The following is a 16,555-nucleotide window of genomic DNA, read 5'->3' on the forward strand; positions in this document are numbered from 1 at the left end:
ATGATGAATGAGATTCAATCAGCGTAGGGCACGGCCATGTCAGCACCGCTTGTCGTTTCAATTCCCCATCGTCTCGGCCGCGAGGAAGCGGTGCGCCGGCTGAAGTCCGGGCTTGGCCGCGCGGCGGCGAGCATTCCCGTGATGCAGGTGGAGGAGGAGCGCTGGAGCGGCGACAGCATGACCTTTCGCATCCGCGCACTCGGGCAGATTGCCACCGGCCAGGTCGACGTCGCCGACGACCAGGTCAAGGTGCAAGTCGTGCTGCCCTGGCTGTTGCAGCGCTTTGCCGAGATGGCGCAGGCGACGATCCGCAAGCGCGGGCAGTTGCTGCTGACCAAGGACGGGGGAAAGTGAGTTTCAGGCGCGCACGCGCTGCCGCGCAGGCCTGATGGCGCCCGCTGTACGGGCCTCGATGACGGCCGCGGGAAAATCACGAAAAGCCTGCGCGACCGGCAGTTCGTTGCCTGCAAGTCCCGGCGCAGCGTAGCCGGTGATGTCGATGGTGGCGTCAAAACCTTCGAGCGCGGGCCATTCCCGGCCGCCTTGCGAAAACGGCGCGAACAATCGCCCGACCACGACAATCGCCGCAGCGCGGTCGTGGCGACGGGCGAAAGCGATGACATGATCGGCGTGCGCGCCATGGACGTCCAGCGACTGGTAGTCGCCTTGCGTAAAAACGCCGGCGAGCTCGTTGCGCAGCTTGAGGAGGTGCCGCGTCCAGGCCAGCTTGAGCTGGCCATCCGGCCAAGTCTTGATAAGGCTGCTCCAATCCGGACCGGACAGCGAACCAAGCGCCGTATTCCGCGCGGAAAAATCCACCGGACGGCGGTTGTCGGGATCGACCAGCGACAGATCCCAGAATTCGGTGCCCTGGTAGAAGTCAGGAACGCCCGGCAGCGTTGCCTTGAGGGTGAGCTGGCTCAGCGAGTTCAACGCGCCGAGCAGCGCGACGCGGCGCGCCAGGGTTTGCAGCGCCTCCAGGAATTCGCGCGACTGCGCGGGATCGAGGATCTTCGCGACGAAGTCTCGTAGTCCGGTCTCGTAGGTCTCGTGCGGGTTGAGCCAGCTCGTCTCTTCCTTGCCCTCGCGGGCGGCCTTCAGCGCATAGGCCTGGATGCGCTCGACGAAGCCGGCGTCCGCGGGTGTCTGAAGCGGCCAGGCGCCGAGCAGGGTCTGGTAGAGCATGTATTCGAACGTCGCCGACGGCGCGCGCAGATGGCCATGGAGCGCGAGATGCGGCGCGTTCAGCACCTTCCAGCGCGAAACTGCGCTGGTCCATTCGCCGGGAATTTCGCTGAGCGCTGCGATCCGGGCGCGGGCGTCCTCGCCGCGCTTGGTGTCGTGGGTGGCGGTTGCCGTCATCCCTTGCGGCCATTCCTTGGCGCGCGCGCGCATGGCCTCGTGGAAGGCGGGAATGGCAAGGCCGGTGCTCGCGGGATCGCCGCCGACCTCGTTCAGCGCGAGCAGCCGGTGGAATTGGTAGAACGCGGTGTCCTCCAGCGACTTCGCCATCACCGGCCCGGTGAACTGCTGCACCTTTAGCGCGAAGCGGCGCACGCGTGGGGCACTGTGCGGGGGCCGGCCGGGCTTGAGCAGGTCCATGGTGAGGGCATCGCGCAGGAAATCGAAAATGCCCTCGTCCGCGGCGAACCACTCTGCCCGGGCGCGCGCGATGGTATCGTCGATCAGCTTGCGATCGTGCGCGGCAGGCGCGCCGGACGTGAGATAGGTGCGATAGACCGGGAAATGCAGCACGTAGAGCTCGAGCGCCTGCCGCAGGCTGTCGGCCGAGAAGTCGCGGGTCGAGTAATGCCCGTTGGCAATGCGTGCGAGCAGGCGCGTCAGCACGATGAATTCGCTGGTGAGCAGCGTCTCCAGCACCCGCCGCTTGGCCTCCTTGACGTAAGGCGCAAGCCGCGGTGGGCGATTGCTGACTTGCCGCCAGGTCTCGTCCAGCGCCTCCAGCCCCTTGGCGTCGACCAGCACTTGCGTGATGACGTTCATCCACTCATAGCCGGTGGTGCCCTGGATGCCGGCGAAATGCGGCAGGTGCTCGTGCTCGCACAGGATCTTTTCGATCACGGTGTAGAACGGCTTGGTGTTGCCTTGCGCGTCGCGCACCAGCCGGCGCAGCCGCTGGCAGTACTGGGCGGGATCGCGCAGGCCGTCGATGTGATCGAGCCGGATGCCGTGCAGCCTGCCGTCGGCCACGAGCTGCTTCACCAGCCGGTGCGTGGCAGCGAATGTGCCGGGGTCCTCGACGCGCAGGCCGGCGAGCCCGTTGACGTCGAAGAAGCGGCGGTAGTTGATGTCGCTGGAGGCGAGCCGCCAATGACCGAGCTTGTAGTGCTGGCGCTCCAGCAGATGATGCAGCGCCAGCGTCTGCGCCGGACGATCCTTGGCCGCACGATAGGCGGAAAGGCCGCTCGCGATGATGTCGGCCGCGCCCGCGATCTCCTTCAGCTCCGTCTTGAAGCCAGGGGCTTCCTTGCGGTTGGGACGGCGAAGGCCGGTGTAGCGGGCCGCGAGCGCGAGCAGGCGCTTGCCGGCCTCCGTCTCGGCGGCATCGGCTTCCTTCACGAGCATCCGCAGCATTTCGCCATAGCGCTCCGGGGCGATCGGCAGGCGATGCTCGAAATACCAGGCAGAAAGGCTGCCTTCGCTGGCATCGTAGCGCAGCTCGATGTCGCCGCGCTCCAGCGCCTCGCCATAGGACGAACCGAGGATCGGCAGCAGCACGCCGCCGCGGGCGCGGTGGGGCAGCAGATCCCAGTCGATATCGAAGGCGGCCGCGTGCGGCGAAGTCGGTCCCCATTCCAGCACGTCAAGCCACCAGGGATTGTCGGCAAAGTGCACGCCGACATGGTTCGGCACGAAGTCGATGATGAGGCCGAGGTCGTTCCTGCCGAGTGCCTCGCTCAGCCGCGCAAAGCCGGCCTCGCCGCCGAGCTCCGGATTGAACTGGCTGTGATCGACGGTGTCGTAGCCGTGCGTCGAGCCCTTGCGCGCCTTCATCACCGGCGAGGCATACAGATGCGTGATTCCGAGCGATTTGAGATAAGGCACCACTGCGGCAGCCTTGTCGAAGTCGAAATCCGCGGTGAGCTGAAGCCGGTAGGTCGCGAGAGGAATGGCCGGAGGCATGTCAACCTCCGAGGCGCCAGACCACCGACCAGGGCGGAAGGCGATCGCCGGCCGCGCCGCCCCAGATCGGCGTGCCCGCATTGTCAGTGGAAATGATCTCGTGATCCGAGAGATTGGCGACGAGGCGCAGCGTCGTGCCGTCGCCCATGCGCCAATGCGCGCGGAGCAAGCCGCTATCGGTCGCCTCGGCGTCGCCGAAGCGCGCGCCTTTCAGCCGCGGCATGATCTCCTTGCGGCGGAGCGCGAGCAGGTCACGCACCAGAGCCAGCCGCGCATCCTGCTCCGGCGTGCGGCCGCCCCAATCGAGCACGGCCGATTGCAGTGTTGCCGGATCGAGCGGGTCGGGCACCTCGTCGCCGTATTTCTCATAGGCCCAGGCATATTCCTGCCTGCGTCCCTTGCGCACGGCGTCGGCCAGCCCGCCCTGGAAGTCGCAAAAGAACGGGAAGGGGACCTTCGAGCCCCATTCCTCGCCCTGAAACAGCATCGGCACCATCGGCGCCAGCAGCGTGACTGCGAGCGCGGCTTCGATCTGCCGCGGCGATGCCAGGCTTTCGAGCCGCTCGCCGAGCGGACGGTTGCCGATCTGGTCGTGGTTTTGCAGGAAGTTGACGAAGGTCGCCGGCGGCAGCTCGCGGCTCGGCTCGCCGCGCGGCTTCTTGCCCCAGAACTCCGAGATCTCGCCCTGGTAGACGAAGCCCGAGGCGAGCGCGCGTGCGAGATCCATGCGCGGTGTCTGGTAGTCGGCATAGTAGCCGGCGAGCTCGCCGGTCAGCATCACATGCCAGACGTGGTGATAGTCGTCGTTCCACTGCGCGCGATATTTGCCGTTCGGCGGCTCCTGCGCGGCGTCAAGCAGGCTGGCGCGATTGTCGCCGTTCTCCAGCACCAGATGGATGTGCCGCCCCGTGGCCTTGGCAAGCTCGCCGGCGGCGACGCTGAGGTCTTGCAGCATCGACTGCTCGCCGGGCAGCGCCATGATGTGGTTGGCGGCATCGAGTCGCAGTCCGTCGAAGCGATAATCGCTGAGCCAGGACAGTGCGTTCTCGACCGCAAAGGCCCGCACCTGCGACAGGCGATAGTCGATGGCGCTGCCCCAGGGCGTATGCGCGTCGGTGAAGAAGCTCGGCGCATAGCGTCCGAGGTAATTCCCTTCGGGGCCGAAATGATTGTAGACGACGTCGAGAAACACCATCAACCCGCGCAGATGCGCCTCGTCGATCAGCGTCTTCAGGTCCTCGGGCCGACCGTAAGCGCTGTCGGGCGCATACCACAGCACGCCGTCATAGCCCCAGCCGCGGTAGCCGGCGAAATCGGCCAGCGGCATCAGCTCAAGCGCGGTGATGCCGGTCGCTGTGAGATGATCGAGCCTGTCGATCATGGCGCGGTAAGTACCTTCCGCTGTGAAGGTGCCGACATGGCTCTCGATCAGCACCGTCTCTTCCCAGGGACGGCCGCGCCAGTCGCGCGCGCGCCAGGCGAAGGCGTCGTGATCGATCACCTCGCTCGGGCCGAACACGTCCTCGGGCTGGAAGGCGGAGGCCGGATCGGGCACGTCGATCTCGTCATCGATCCTGAACTTGTAGGGACTGCCGGTGGTCAGGCTGGCGATCTCGGCCACATACCAGCCGTCCTGCCGGCGCTGCATCGCGTGCCTTCGGTCGAGCAGGAGATCGACTCGTCGCGCGCCGGGCGCCCACAGGCGAAACGACACGCCCTCCTTCGTCGGCCTCGCGCCGAAGGACGGCCTCATAGCGCCCCCGCGAAGGCGAGCACGGAGCGCGGCGGCGCCTTGCTGTCGCTTCCAGGCTGGAAGTCGATCGTGTTCAGCTTGGCATCGGTCGTGTTGAGGATCTGCTGCCAGCTCTTATATTCGGTCATCTTGGGCAATTTGAATGCGATCTCTTCGGGAGCGGCGTTCAGGACGATAAAGATCGCGGCCCCGCCCGGTTCCATCGGCCCCATCACATAGGAGAGGAACCGCCCTTCCGGGAATTTCCAGTCGTTCTCCGTCATCTCCTCTCCGGCAGGCGTCAGCCACAGCGCGCCGTAGGAGAGGCCGTCTTTGGGGCGCCCGTCGAGCCAGCGATGGCTGCGAAGCTGCGAGAAGCGGCGGCGGATGTCGGCGAGACCGGCGACGAAATCGACCATGTCGTCGCCGTCCTTGCCGAGATTGCCCCAGCCGACCCAGCCGACCTCGTTGTCCTGGCAATAGGCGTTGTTGTTGCCGGATTGCGAATTGCCGACCTCGTCGCCGGCGAGAAGCAGGGGAACGCCCTGCGCCAGCATCAGGCAGGCCAGCACGTTCTTGCGAAGCTGGCGGCGCAGACCGAGAATCCCGGGATCGTCGGTCGGCCCTTCGACACCGCAATTGTTGCTGTGGTTGTCGTTGGAGCCGTCGCGATTGTCCTCGCCATTGGCCTCGTTGTGCTTCTCGTTGTAGCTGAACAGGTCGGCCAGCGTGAAGCCATCATGCACGGTGATGTGGTTGATGCTGGCGCGCGGCCGACGTCCGTCGTGGTTGAACAGGTCGGACGATGCCGTCATGCGGCTGGAGATGTCGCCGATCAGGCTGCCTTCGCCGCTCCAGTAGCGGCGCATGGCGCTGCGATAGCGGTCATTCCACTCCGACCATTGCGAGGGGAACGCCCCGACCTGGTAGCCGCCAAGCCCGAGGTCCCACGGCTCGGCGACGAGCTTGACGGCGGCCAGCACCGGATCCTGCCGGATCGCGGTCAGGAGCGAGCTGCCGCGATCAAAACCGTTGGGCCCGCGCGCGAGGGTCGTGGCGAGGTCGAAGCGGAAGCCGTCGACATGGCATACCTCGACCCAGTAGCGCAGGGAATCCATCACCATCTGCAGCACGCGCGGATGGGTGAGGTTCACCGACGAGCCGCAGCCGGTGAAATCGTCGTAATAGCGCGGGTTCTCGCGGTTCAGCCAGTAATAGGAGGCGTTGTCGATGCCGCGGTAGCACAGCGTCGGGCCGAGGTGGTTGCCTTCGGCGGTGTGGTTGTAGACGACGTCGAGCATCACCTCGATGCCGGCATCGTGCAGGCGCGCGACCGTGGTGCGGAAGGAATCGAGCGCGTTGTCCTGGGCGTAGCGGGGCTCGGGCGCGAAGAAGGACAGCGTGTTGTAGCCCCAGTAATTGGCGAGCTTCTTCTCGACCAATATGCGGTCGTCGACGAAACTGTGGATCGGCAGCAGCTCGATCGTGGTGACGCCAAGCTTCTTCAGATGCTCGATCATCGCCGGCGACGACAGGCCGCCATAGGTGCCGCGCAAGTTCGGCGGGACGTCGTCGCGCTTCTGCGTCAGGCCCTTGACGTGGGCCTCGTAGATGATCGTGTCTTCCCAGGCGATGTTGGGGCGGATCTCGCGCCGGCCCCAGTTGAAGGTCTCGTCGACCACGACGGCTTTGGGCATGCCGCGCGCATTGTCGCGCCGGTCGAAGGACAGGTCCTCGCGCGGGCTGCCGGTGCGGTAGGCGAAATGCGCATCGCTCCAGACCAGTCGTCCGGAGAGCCGCTTGGCATAGGGATCGAGCAGCAGCTTGTTGGCGTTGAAGCGGTGGCCGTGCTCGGGCTCGTAGGGGCCGTGTACGCGATAGCCATAGAGCTGGCCCGGCGAGACGTCGTTGAGATAGCCGTGCCAGACGTCCTCGGTCCGTTCCGGCAATTCGACGCGCTCGAGCTCGCGGCGGCCTTGCGTGTCGAACAGGCAGAGCTCGACCTTCTGCGCGTTGGCCGAGAACAGCGCGAAGTTGGTGCCGCGTCCGTCCCAGCTTGCGCCGAGGCGTGCGGGCGATCCGGCAGTCAGGCGCATCGGTCAGCTTTCCGGAACGAGGAAGATCGCGGCGAGCGGCGGAATGGTGAGGCGGAGCTCGGGCGTCTTGCCGTCGACGGCATGAACCTCGCCGATGTTCCCGACATTGCTGCCGCCATAATGGGCGGAGTCCGAGTTGAGCACCTCTTTCCACTTGCCGGCAAAGGGCACGCGAACGCGATAGTTGCGATAGACGTTGGGGGAGAAGTTGACGATCACGAGGCAGCGCGCGTGCTCGTCGAGCCCCTTGCGCAGCCAGGCGAACACGTTGCGATTGGCGTCGTCGGTAATGAGCCATTCGAAACCGGCCTGGTCGCAGTCCATCTGGTGCAGCGCCGGCACCGCGCGATAGAGCCGGTTGAGGTCGCGGATCAGCGCCTGGATGCCCGAGTGATATTTGTATTCGAGCAGGTGCCAGTCGAGCGACTGGTCGTGATTCCATTCGCGGCTTTGCGCGATCTCGGCGCCCATGAACAAGAGCTTCTTGCCGGGATGGCCGAACATGAAGCTGTAATAGGCACGCAGGTTCGCGAAGCGCTGCCATTCGTCGCCGGGCATGCGGCCCAGGATCGAGCGCTTGCCGTGCACGACCTCGTCATGCGACAGCGGCAGGATGAAATTTTCCGAGAAGGCATAGTGCAGGCCGAACAGGATCTCGCCGTGATGATGCTTGCGGTGAATCGGATCCTTGCTGATGTAGTTCAGCGTGTCGTGCATCCAGCCCATGTTCCACTTGTAGCCGAAGCCGAGCCCGCCGAATTCGACCGGGCGCGAGACTTGCGGCCACGCCGTGGATTCTTCCGCCGCCGTGGTTGCCTGCGGAAAGCGGGCGAACAGTTCGGTGTTGAAGCGGCGCAGGAACGCGATCGCCTCGATGTTCTCCCGTCCGCCATACTGGTTCGGAATCCAGGCGCCGGGCGGGCGGCTGTAGTCGAGATAGAGCATCGATGCGACGGCATCGACGCGCAGGCCGTCGATCGCGTAGCGCTCCAGCCAGAACAGCGCGTTCGACACCAGGAAGTTCGTCACTTCGGTGCGGCCGTAATTGTAGATCAGCGTGCCCCAGTCGAGATGCCGGCCCTGCAGCGGGTTGGCGTGCTCGTACAGCGAGGTGCCGTCGAAGCTGCCGAGCCCGTGCGGATCGTCCGGGAAATGGCCGGGCACCCAGTCGAGCAGCACGCCGACGCCTTCGCGGTGGCAGGCGTCGACCAGTGCGGCAAAATCCTCCGGCGTGCCGAACCGGCTGGTCGGTGCATAGAGGCCGGTCGGCTGATAGCCCCAGGAGCCGTCGAACGGGTGCTCGCTGACGGGGAGGAATTCGAGATGCGTAAACCCCATGTCGCGGGCATAGGCCGGCAGCTGCTCGGCCAGCTCGCGGTAGGTGAGCCATTCATTGTCGCCCTTGCGCCGCCACGAGCCGAGATGGACCTCGTAGATCGACATCGGCGCCGACAGCGCATTGATGCCGTCAGGCGCCGGGCGCGGCCGCGGCAGGTGCGCCTCGTCGAACACGATGGAGGCCGTCTTCGGACGCACCTCGCTCGCGAACGCCATCGGATCGGATTTCAGCGGCAGCTGATGGCCGTGTGGCCCGACGATGTCGAACTTGTAGTGATCGCCCCGCTTGGCGTGCGGGATGAACAATTCCCAATAGCCGCTGCCGCGCACCCGCATCGGATGGCGCCGCGAATCCCAGAAATTGAAATCGCCGACCACGGACACGCGCCGCGCATTCGGCGCCAGCACCACGAAGCCGATGCCGTCGACGCCGTCGAGCGTCATCGGATGCGCGCCGAGCTTGTCATAGAGGCGCTGATGGGTGCCTTCGCCGAGCAGATAGAGGTCGAAATCGGTCAGGATCGGCGGAAAGCGGTAGGCGTCCTCGAACTCGACGATGCTGTCGCCGAATTTGGCGCGTAGCTGGTAATGCTTCGAGCCGTTCGGCAAGGCGCCGACGAACAGGCCTGCGTCGTGGACGCGGTCGAGCCGGGCGACCTCGCCGTGCTCGCCAACCGCCTCGACATTGGAGGCCTCGGGCAGAAAGGCGCGCACCACGCTCTTGCCGCCCTCGGGATGCAGCCCGAGATAGTGGAAGGGGTCGGCGTGGCGGCCCTCGATGATCGCGTAGGCCTCGGCAGGTAGTTTAGGCATGGGCTTCGCTCTCGGCATTGGACAGAATGCGAAGCAGTCCGGTCAGCGGCGCATGGAGCCCCTCAGGCCGGTGGGACAGCTCGTACTCTACTTCGTCGAACGCTTGATCAAGCAGGAAAAACCTTAACAGGCCTTCCGCGGATTGCGGATCTTCCGGCCACAGCCGCCGATCGGTCATGGCCTCGCGATAGGCGGACAGGAAGGTCGTGGTGGCGCGCTCGCGCCATTCACTGAGCGCGGCTACAAGCCGGCTCTGCTCGTCAGTGCCTCCTGACAGGGCCCGGCCAAGCGCCACGTTCACCGAAAGATCGATCGAGCGGATCAGACCGGCGACGTCGCGTGCGGCAGGCAGCTTGCGCCGCTTGTCGGCCAGCGGCAGACGCGGATCGCCGTCGAAGTCGATGATGCAGATATCGTCCTTCACGATCAGAATTTGCCCGAGGCGGAAGTCGCCATGATGACGGATGTTCAACCCGTCGATGTCGGATGGCAAGAGCGCATTCAGGCGGTCGGGCAGGCTCGTGCGCAGCGCCGTGAGCTGGTCGATCAGCGGCCGGTCCGCTTCCCGCAGGCCGTCGCGGCTGTCGGCCAGTCGCTCGAAAACCCGCCCGGCGCGTGCCTTGAGGTCGGAGACCCAGTGCCTGATGTGGGCGGAGCCGATCGGCTCCGGAGCGAGATCGTCAGGCCTTGCCGCGGCCAGAGCGACATGCAGCTCGGCGAGGCGCCGGCCGATCTGCATGACGAAGTGCAGGTAGGGCGACTGCTCCTGGGTCTCGCGCGGCGCTTCGCCCGCCGACAAGACGCGCTGCTCGTCGATATAGCGGTCGAGATAGCCCGTGGTCACCGCCCAGCCGTCGCCCTGGTTCTCGACATAGGCATGCAGCACGCCGAGTGTGCTGCGCTGATCGCCCTCGACCAGCTCGACGCTGCCGAGCAGCGCCGGCGTATTGGCAAAGCGGGCGACTTCCGTGAGGTAGTGGCCGATCTCGATCTCGGGATTGGTGCCTCCTTCGAGCTGGCGATAGATCTTGGCGACGTACTGGTTGTCGACCAGCGCGGTGCTGTTCGACTGCTCGATCGCGCGGATGCGTCCGGGCTCCTTGATGGTGTAGTCGGCAAACCGGCTGGTCGCCTTGAACTCCAGCCGCAGATTGTTCTCTTCCACCACCAGGTTCTGCGACAGGTTGCGCAGGAACAAGCCGATGAAGATCTGGTCGGTCGCGACGTCGAGCAGCGTACCTTCGCGCGCGCCCTGGCGCACGGCGGCGAGCGCCTTCGGGTTGAAGCGCTCGCGGTCGAAGCGCACCCATTCGATCTGCATCGGCAGCACGTAGCGGGTCGCAACGGCGTCCTGTTGCGCCGCCTCGAAGAACGCGATCCAGGGCCGGTTGTCGCCGATGTCGCAGAACGGCACCGCCGAGGTCAGCGTCGGCTTGATGTGCTTGGGATCGTGCTCGGGATACCAGCGTGTCCGCGACAGGAATCCCGGCAGCACATCGTGCTCGAACACGCCGCGCTCGCGCGCCAGCGACACCCAGGTCGAGTTGACCGGCACCACCAGCGTTTCGAATTCCGGCACCGCGCGCGGCGTCACCGGCTCGGACTTGTCGCGCTCCATGAGATGGAACCAGTAGAAGCCGTACGGCCCCAGCGTGATCATGTAGGGCAGCTCGCCGATCGGCGGGAAGCGGGTGCGGCCGAGCATCTCCTGCGGGATGCGGTCCTTCCACGGCGACAGGTCGAGCTCGGTCGCCTGCGCCGCCCGCGAGAGGTTGGCAACGCAGAGGATCACCTCGTCGTGGTACTGCCGGACATAGGCCAGCACGGCGCGGTTGGCCGGGCGGATGAAGGTCATGGTGCCGCGGCCGAAGGCGAGCGTCGACTTGCGCACCGAGATCAGCCGCTTGGTGGCGCTGAGCAGCGAGGACAGGCTGCGCGATTGCGCCTCCACGTTCACCGATTCATAGCCGTAGACCGGATCCATGATCAGCGGCGCGTAGAGACGGGCCGGGTCGCAGCGCGAGAAGCCGCCGTTGCGGTCCGGGCTCCACTGCATCGGCGTGCGCACGCCGTTGCGGTCGCCGAGATAGATGTTGTCGCCCATCCCGATCTCGTCGCCGTAATAGATGATCGGCGTACCGGGGAACGACAGCAAGAGCGAGTTCATCAGCTCGATCTTGCGGCGGTCGTTGTCCATCAGCGGCGCGAGGCGCCGGCGGATGCCGACATTGATGCGGGCGCGCGGGTCGTTGGCGTAGGTGGTCCAGAGATAGTCGCGCTCGACGTCGGTGACCATTTCCAGCGTCAGCTCGTCGTGGTTGCGCAGGAACAGCGCCCATTGGCAGCTTGCCGGAATGTCCGGCGTCTGGCGCAGGATGTCGGTGATCGGGAAGCGGTCCTCCTGCGCGATCGCCATGTAGATGCGCGGCATCAGCGGGAAGTGGTAGGCCATGTGGCACTCGTCGCCACGGCCGAAATATTCCTGCACGTCCTCCGGCCATTGATTGGCCTCGGCCAGCAGCAGCTTGCCCTTGGAGTAGGAATCCAGCTCCTGGCGCAGACGCTTGATGATCGCATGCGTCTCGGGGAGGTTCTCGTTCGAAGTGCCCTCGCGCTCGCAGAGATAGGGAATGGCATCCAGCCGGAAGCCGTCGACGCCGGCGTCCAGCCAGCGCTTCATCACCTGGATGAGCGCGCTGACCACGCGCGGATTGTCGAAATTGAGGTCCGGCTGGTGCGAGAAGAAGCGGTGCCAGTAGAAGGCGCCGGCCTCGTGATCCCAGGTCCAGTTCGACTTTTCCGTGTCGGTGAAGATGATGCGCGTGCCCTGGTATTTCTGGTCGGTGTCACTCCAGACGTACCAGTTGCGGGCGCTCGAGCCCGGATGGCTGCGGCGCGCACGCTTGAACCATTTGTGCTGGTCCGAGGTGTGGTTGACGACAAGCTCGGTGATGACGCGCAAGCCGCGCTTCTGCGCCTCCTGGATGAAGCGCTTGAAGTCCTTCATCGTCCCGAAATCGGGATTGACCGAGCCGTAGTCCGCGATGTCGTAGCCGTCGTCGCGCCCGGGCGAGGGATAGAACGGCAGCAGCCACAGCGCGGTGACGCCGAGCTCCTGGAGATAGGGCAGCTTCTCGGTCAGGCCGGCGAAGTCCCCGATGCCGTCATTGTTGCTGTCCGCAAACGCCTTGACGTGCAGCTGGTAGATGATGGCGTCCTTGTACCAGAGCTCATCCACGACCTCGGCAGCCTCAATCTTCTTGGTATCGACGGAAGACAGAACATTCATGGCGTTAAGCCTTTACGCCAGGCAGCGGAACAGCAGCGCCGGATCGCGGTCGGGATCGATACGCAACCTGATCCCGCCCCATTCGATGCGGGACTGTTCGCCGGTGAGGAGATTTTCGAGTGCGGTGACGTGGCGGCGCTGGCCGCCGGCGTCGATGGTGAGGTCGCCGAGCGGCAACCAGAATTCGCGCGCATCGCGCGTGAGGGCGATGGCGGCGACGACGGCGTTGGCCGGATCGGTCGCCTCTTTCACGAAGCTGATCGTCTCGCCGTCCTCGATGCCGAGAAACCGCAAATTCGCCGTCTGCTGGAGTGCCGCATTGTCGTTGCGGATGCGGTTGAGAGCGGCGATGTAGGGCTTGATGTTGCCCGGCTTGTCCCAGTCGCGCTGCTTGATCTGGTACTTCTCGGAATCGAGATATTCCTCGCGGCCGGGGATGGCTTCGTGTTCGAGCAATTCGAAGCCGCTATAGATCCCGTAATTGCCCGACAGCGTCGCGGCCAGCGCGAGCCGCGACTTGAAGGCCCAGGCTTCGCCACTCTGGAGATGAAAGGGCAGCAGGTCCGGCGTGTTCACGAACAGGTTCGGGCGATAGAAGTCGCGCTCGGGATAACGCGTCAGCTCGCCGAGATATTGCTCCACCTCCCACTTCGACGTGCGCCAGGGAAAATAGGTGAAGGACTGCGCGAAGCCGAGCTTGGCGAGGCCATTCATCAGCTTCGGCCGTGCATACGTCTTCGAGAACAGGATCACCTCGGGATGCCGGCGGCGGATGTCGCGGATCAGCCACTCCCAGAACGGAAGCGGCGCGGTATCGTGATTGTCGATGGCGAAGATGGTGACACCATGGTCGATCCAGAACAGCATCGCGTCGCGGAACGCATTCCACAGCCCGGCCCGGTCGACGGAGGCGAAATCGGGGATGACGATGTCCGAATAGGGGCCATCAGCCGTCCGCACCGAGCGGTCCGGCCGCCATTTGAACCATTCCGGATGCTGCGTCAGCCAGGGATGGTCCGGCGAGCATTGCACGGCGAAATCGAGCGCGAGCTCGAGGCCGTATTCCAGGCAGGTCGCAACCAGCGCGCGGAAATCCTCGATGGTGCCGAGCTCGGGATGCAGTGCATCGTGTCCGCCCTCGGCGGTGCCGATCGCATAGGGCGAGCCGGGTTCGCCTGCGGTCGCCACCGGCGCATTGTTGCGGCCCTTGCGCCTGTTATGCCCGATCGGGTGGACCGGCGTGAAGTAGAGCACGTCGAAGCCCATCGCGGCGATATCGGGCACGCGCGCGATGCAGTCGCGCAGCGTGCCGTGCCGGCCGGGGATCCGGCCCTGGCTGCGCGGCATCATCTGATACCAGGCGCCAAAGCGCGCCTTGTCGCGGTCGGCGATCAGCGGGAAGAGCGGCGAGCGCGTGAGGTCGGGCCGCGACTGGCTCTCGGCCATGGCGCTGCCGAGCTCGGTTGAGAGCAGCGGGGTGACATCGCCGGTCTGAAGATAGTCCTCGCATTGTCTGACGATCACCGCCGCGGCGTCCTGCCGCGCGCCATGCGCCTTGGTCAGGAGCCCGGCGCCCTCGATGGCGTCGAGGCTGACATCGGCGCCGGACAGCCGCTTGCGCGCGACCGCGTGAGACCAAGTCGCGAACTCGTCGGTCCAGGCCTCGATCGCGTAGAGATATTGGCCGGGCTCGACGGGCGTGAACGCGCCGGACCAACGGTCATTGCCGTGATGGATCATCGGCTCGCTCCGCCATTCCCGGTCCTGCTCGCGTCGCCAGATCAGCGCGGCGCCGACCACGGCCTCGCCGTCGCGGTAGATGTCGGCCCACACCTCGACGCACTCGCCCGCGATCCGCTTCACGGCGAAACGGCCGCCGTCGATCAAGGGATAGACGTCTTCGATGAGGAAAGCGCTGCCGGCTGCGGCACTTTCGACAGTTTGAATTGTCTTGTTCACGGTGATGCCATTGACAAGAAAGCAGGGCCCGTTTCCCTTGTCGGGAACCTACGCTTGATACCTATATAGAAAGCCGCTTGTGTGTCATTAGTTCCGCCTGGGAACGGCAGGCCCGTTTTTGAGTTACCCCTGACTAACGTCTTCCGCCACCTCGTTAAAATCCCTGCCCCCGGCCACACAATGGCCTGCAAGCTGCGTGCCGAATGGATCTTTTAGCTCAAGCCCAGATCAAGGGTGTTCAGTCCGAATTCGTGGACGCCCTCGGAAAGCTGCGGGTCACCGATCCCGTGGCGCTCAAATCCATCCTCGACGCCCTGCCGGAGAAGCGGGTTTATCGCTTCGTCAGCGGGCCCGTGGTGGTTCGCGCCCTGGGACATCCGCGGACGGAATTGGCGGCCACCGGCGCTCCGCCGCTGCAATGGAAAATCGCCGGCAACGGCAACGTGATCGCACAAGGCGAGACGCGCGAGCCCGTCATCGCCTGGCCCGCCGGCCTGCCGCTCGGCTACCACCGCTTGACGCTGACCGATGCCGAGGGCGTGACCGAAGAGGTGCCGATGATCGTGGCGCCAGAGCGCGCCTTCGGCGGCGATTTCGACCGCGGCTGGCTGCTCGCCGTGCAGCTCTACGGCGTCCGCTCGGAGCGCAACTGGGGCATCGGCGATTTCACCGACCTTGCCGATCTCGTCCGGCTCGCAAAACAGCTCGGGGCCGACGGCGTCGGCCTCAATCCGCTGCACGTGTTGTTCGACGACCACCCGGCCGATTGCAGCCCCTATTCGCCGAACAGCCGGCTGTTTCTCAATCCGCTCTACATCGACGTCGAGGCGATCCCGGAATTTTCCGCGGACCTCGTCCCCGATGCGGCCGCGACCGCCGCGCGGCTGCGCGAAGGCGATCGCGTCCCCTATGCCGACATGGCGGCGCTGAAATGGCTCGCCCTGCGCGCTGCCTTTAACAGCTTCGTGCGGAGCGCGAGCGGCGTCCGCCGCAATCAGTTCGACGCCTTCCGCGCGGACCGCGCGCCGCTGTTGTCCCGCTTTGCCTGCTTCGAGGTGCTGCGGCATCGCTTCACCGGGCCGTGGTGGGAATGGCCGCCCGAGTGGCGGCAGCCCGACGAGACAAAATGCGCCCGGCTGCGCAACGGTCCTGACAAGCGCGAGGTCGAGTTCGTCGAATTCGTGCAATGGACCGCCGATAGCCAATTGCACGCGGCCAAGGAGCTGGCCGGCCAGCTCGGCATGCGGGTCGGGCTTTATCTCGACGTTGCCGTCGGCGTGCAGTCCAACGGCTTCGATGCCTGGAACGAGCAGACGGCGATTTCGCGCCATCTCGCCGTCGGCGCGCCGCCCGACGTGCTCAACACGGTCGGCCAGGACTGGGGTCTTGCCGGCTTCAATGCCGGCGGCCTGGAGGCGCAATCCTTCGTGCCGTTCGCCGACATGCTGGCCGCCTCGATGCGCCATGCCGGCGCCATCCGGATCGATCACGTGCTCGGGCTGAAGCGGCTCTATCTCGTGCCGCGCGGCTTCAAGCCCGACAACGGCGCCTATGTGCAGATGCCGTTCGAGGCGCTGCTGGGCGCCGTGGCGCGCGAGAGCGCGGCCCATAAGTGCATCGTGATCGGCGAAGACCTCGGCACGGTGCCGGAAGGTTTTCGCGAGACCATGCAGGATTTCGGCATCTGGTCCTACCTCGTCATGATGTTCGAGCGCGACGATGCCGGCCACTTCCGCAACATCGACTATTACCGGCCGAACGCGCTGGTGACGCTGAACACGCACGACCTCTGCACCTATGCGGGTTGGCGCTCCTTCAGCGATCTCAAGATGAAGCTGTCGCTCGGGCTCGATCCCGGCGAGGACGACAAGGCCCGCTGGCATGCGCTCGGCATGCTCGATGAGATCCTGCGCCAGAACGGCATCAACGCCAACGATCTCTATTCGGTGCTCGCCTTCCTGTCGCGCACGCCCTCGCGGCTGCTCGCGGTGTCGCTGGAGGATCTGCTCGGCGTGATCGACCAGCCCAACATTCCCGGCACGATCGACGAGCATCCGAACTGGCGGCAGCGCCTGCCTGTCACGCTCGACAAGATCGCCTCGAAGGTCGATCTCACGGCCTTGAGAGCGGCGACGCGGGAACGTTCGTTGCTCGGCGGGAGTTAGTCCGCCGGGGTTTTTAGGC

8 protein-coding genes are annotated in these 16,555 nt (G+C 65.5%); 2 read left to right on the forward strand and 6 right to left on the reverse strand.

Going from position 1 to position 16,555, the window contains the following annotated elements; all coding sequences use genetic code 11:
* The first annotated feature begins 36 nt into the window (after positions 1 to 36).
* Positions 37 to 354 carry a polyhydroxyalkanoic acid system family protein gene (locus AB5K84_RS12060; protein WP_038965696.1) on the forward strand — a complete coding sequence of 106 codons (318 nt, stop codon included), beginning with the start codon at positions 37 to 39 and terminating at the stop codon, positions 352 to 354.
* 3 nt (positions 355 to 357) lie between these two features.
* On the opposite strand, the gene treY is transcribed toward AB5K84_RS12060, so the two are convergent.
* The 6 genes from treY to AB5K84_RS12090 are packed head-to-tail and all read right to left on the reverse strand — an operon-like array spanning position 358 to position 14,371.
* A complete protein-coding gene (treY, locus tag AB5K84_RS12065) occupies positions 358 to 3,144 on the reverse strand; it encodes a malto-oligosyltrehalose synthase (protein ID WP_011089510.1) in 2,787 nt (928 codons plus the stop codon).
* Position 3,145: 1 nt separating this feature from the next.
* Complete coding sequence (treZ, locus tag AB5K84_RS12070) at positions 3,146 to 4,897, reverse strand: malto-oligosyltrehalose trehalohydrolase (RefSeq protein WP_011089509.1); 1,752 nt, start codon at positions 4,895 to 4,897, stop codon at positions 3,146 to 3,148.
* On the reverse strand, positions 4,894 to 6,972 hold the full coding sequence (glgX, locus tag AB5K84_RS12075; protein WP_011089508.1) for a glycogen debranching protein GlgX: 2,079 nt from the start codon (positions 6,970 to 6,972) through the stop codon (positions 4,894 to 4,896). Before glgX ends, treZ begins: the two co-directional genes overlap by 4 nt.
* 3 nt (positions 6,973 to 6,975) lie before the next feature.
* Entirely contained in the window at positions 6,976 to 9,123 is a 2,148-nt protein-coding gene (gene glgB / locus AB5K84_RS12080) for a 1,4-alpha-glucan branching protein GlgB (protein ID WP_038965697.1), read from the reverse strand.
* The gene (gene treS, locus AB5K84_RS12085; protein ID WP_011089506.1) at positions 9,116 to 12,412 is read right to left on the reverse strand and encodes a maltose alpha-D-glucosyltransferase; all 3,297 of its coding nucleotides are present in this window, start codon (positions 12,410 to 12,412) and stop codon (positions 9,116 to 9,118) included. Before treS ends, glgB begins: the two co-directional genes overlap by 8 nt.
* Before the next feature lie 12 nt (positions 12,413 to 12,424).
* Positions 12,425 to 14,371, reverse strand: coding sequence for a maltotransferase domain-containing protein (locus tag AB5K84_RS12090; protein WP_011089505.1), 1,947 nt, complete (start codon positions 14,369 to 14,371; stop codon positions 12,425 to 12,427).
* Between the two features lie 203 nt (positions 14,372 to 14,574).
* Here AB5K84_RS12090 and malQ point away from each other — a divergent pair, with 203 nt between their 5' ends.
* On the forward strand, positions 14,575 to 16,536 hold the full coding sequence (malQ, locus tag AB5K84_RS12095; protein WP_011089504.1) for a 4-alpha-glucanotransferase: 1,962 nt from the start codon (positions 14,575 to 14,577) through the stop codon (positions 16,534 to 16,536).
* The last annotated feature ends 19 nt before the right edge of the window (positions 16,537 to 16,555 follow it).

This window comes from Bradyrhizobium sp. 1200_D9_N1_1 (assembly GCF_052075915.1).
GTDB lineage: Bacteria > Pseudomonadota > Alphaproteobacteria > Rhizobiales > Xanthobacteraceae > Bradyrhizobium > Bradyrhizobium diazoefficiens.

Coding starts and splice junctions, on each gene's coding strand:
- glgX (WP_011089508.1), bottom strand. CDS start 6,972: ATGCGCCTGACTGCCGGATCGCCCGCACGCCTCGGCGCAAGCTGGGAC.
- AB5K84_RS12060 (WP_038965696.1), top strand. CDS start 37: ATGTCAGCACCGCTTGTCGTTTCAATTCCCCATCGTCTCGGCCGCGAG.
- treZ (WP_011089509.1), bottom strand. CDS start 4,897: ATGAGGCCGTCCTTCGGCGCGAGGCCGACGAAGGAGGGCGTGTCGTTT.
- malQ (WP_011089504.1), top strand. CDS start 14,575: ATGGATCTTTTAGCTCAAGCCCAGATCAAGGGTGTTCAGTCCGAATTC.
- glgB (WP_038965697.1), bottom strand. CDS start 9,123: ATGCCTAAACTACCTGCCGAGGCCTACGCGATCATCGAGGGCCGCCAC.
- treS (WP_011089506.1), bottom strand. CDS start 12,412: ATGAATGTTCTGTCTTCCGTCGATACCAAGAAGATTGAGGCTGCCGAG.
- treY (WP_011089510.1), bottom strand. CDS start 3,144: ATGCCTCCGGCCATTCCTCTCGCGACCTACCGGCTTCAGCTCACCGCG.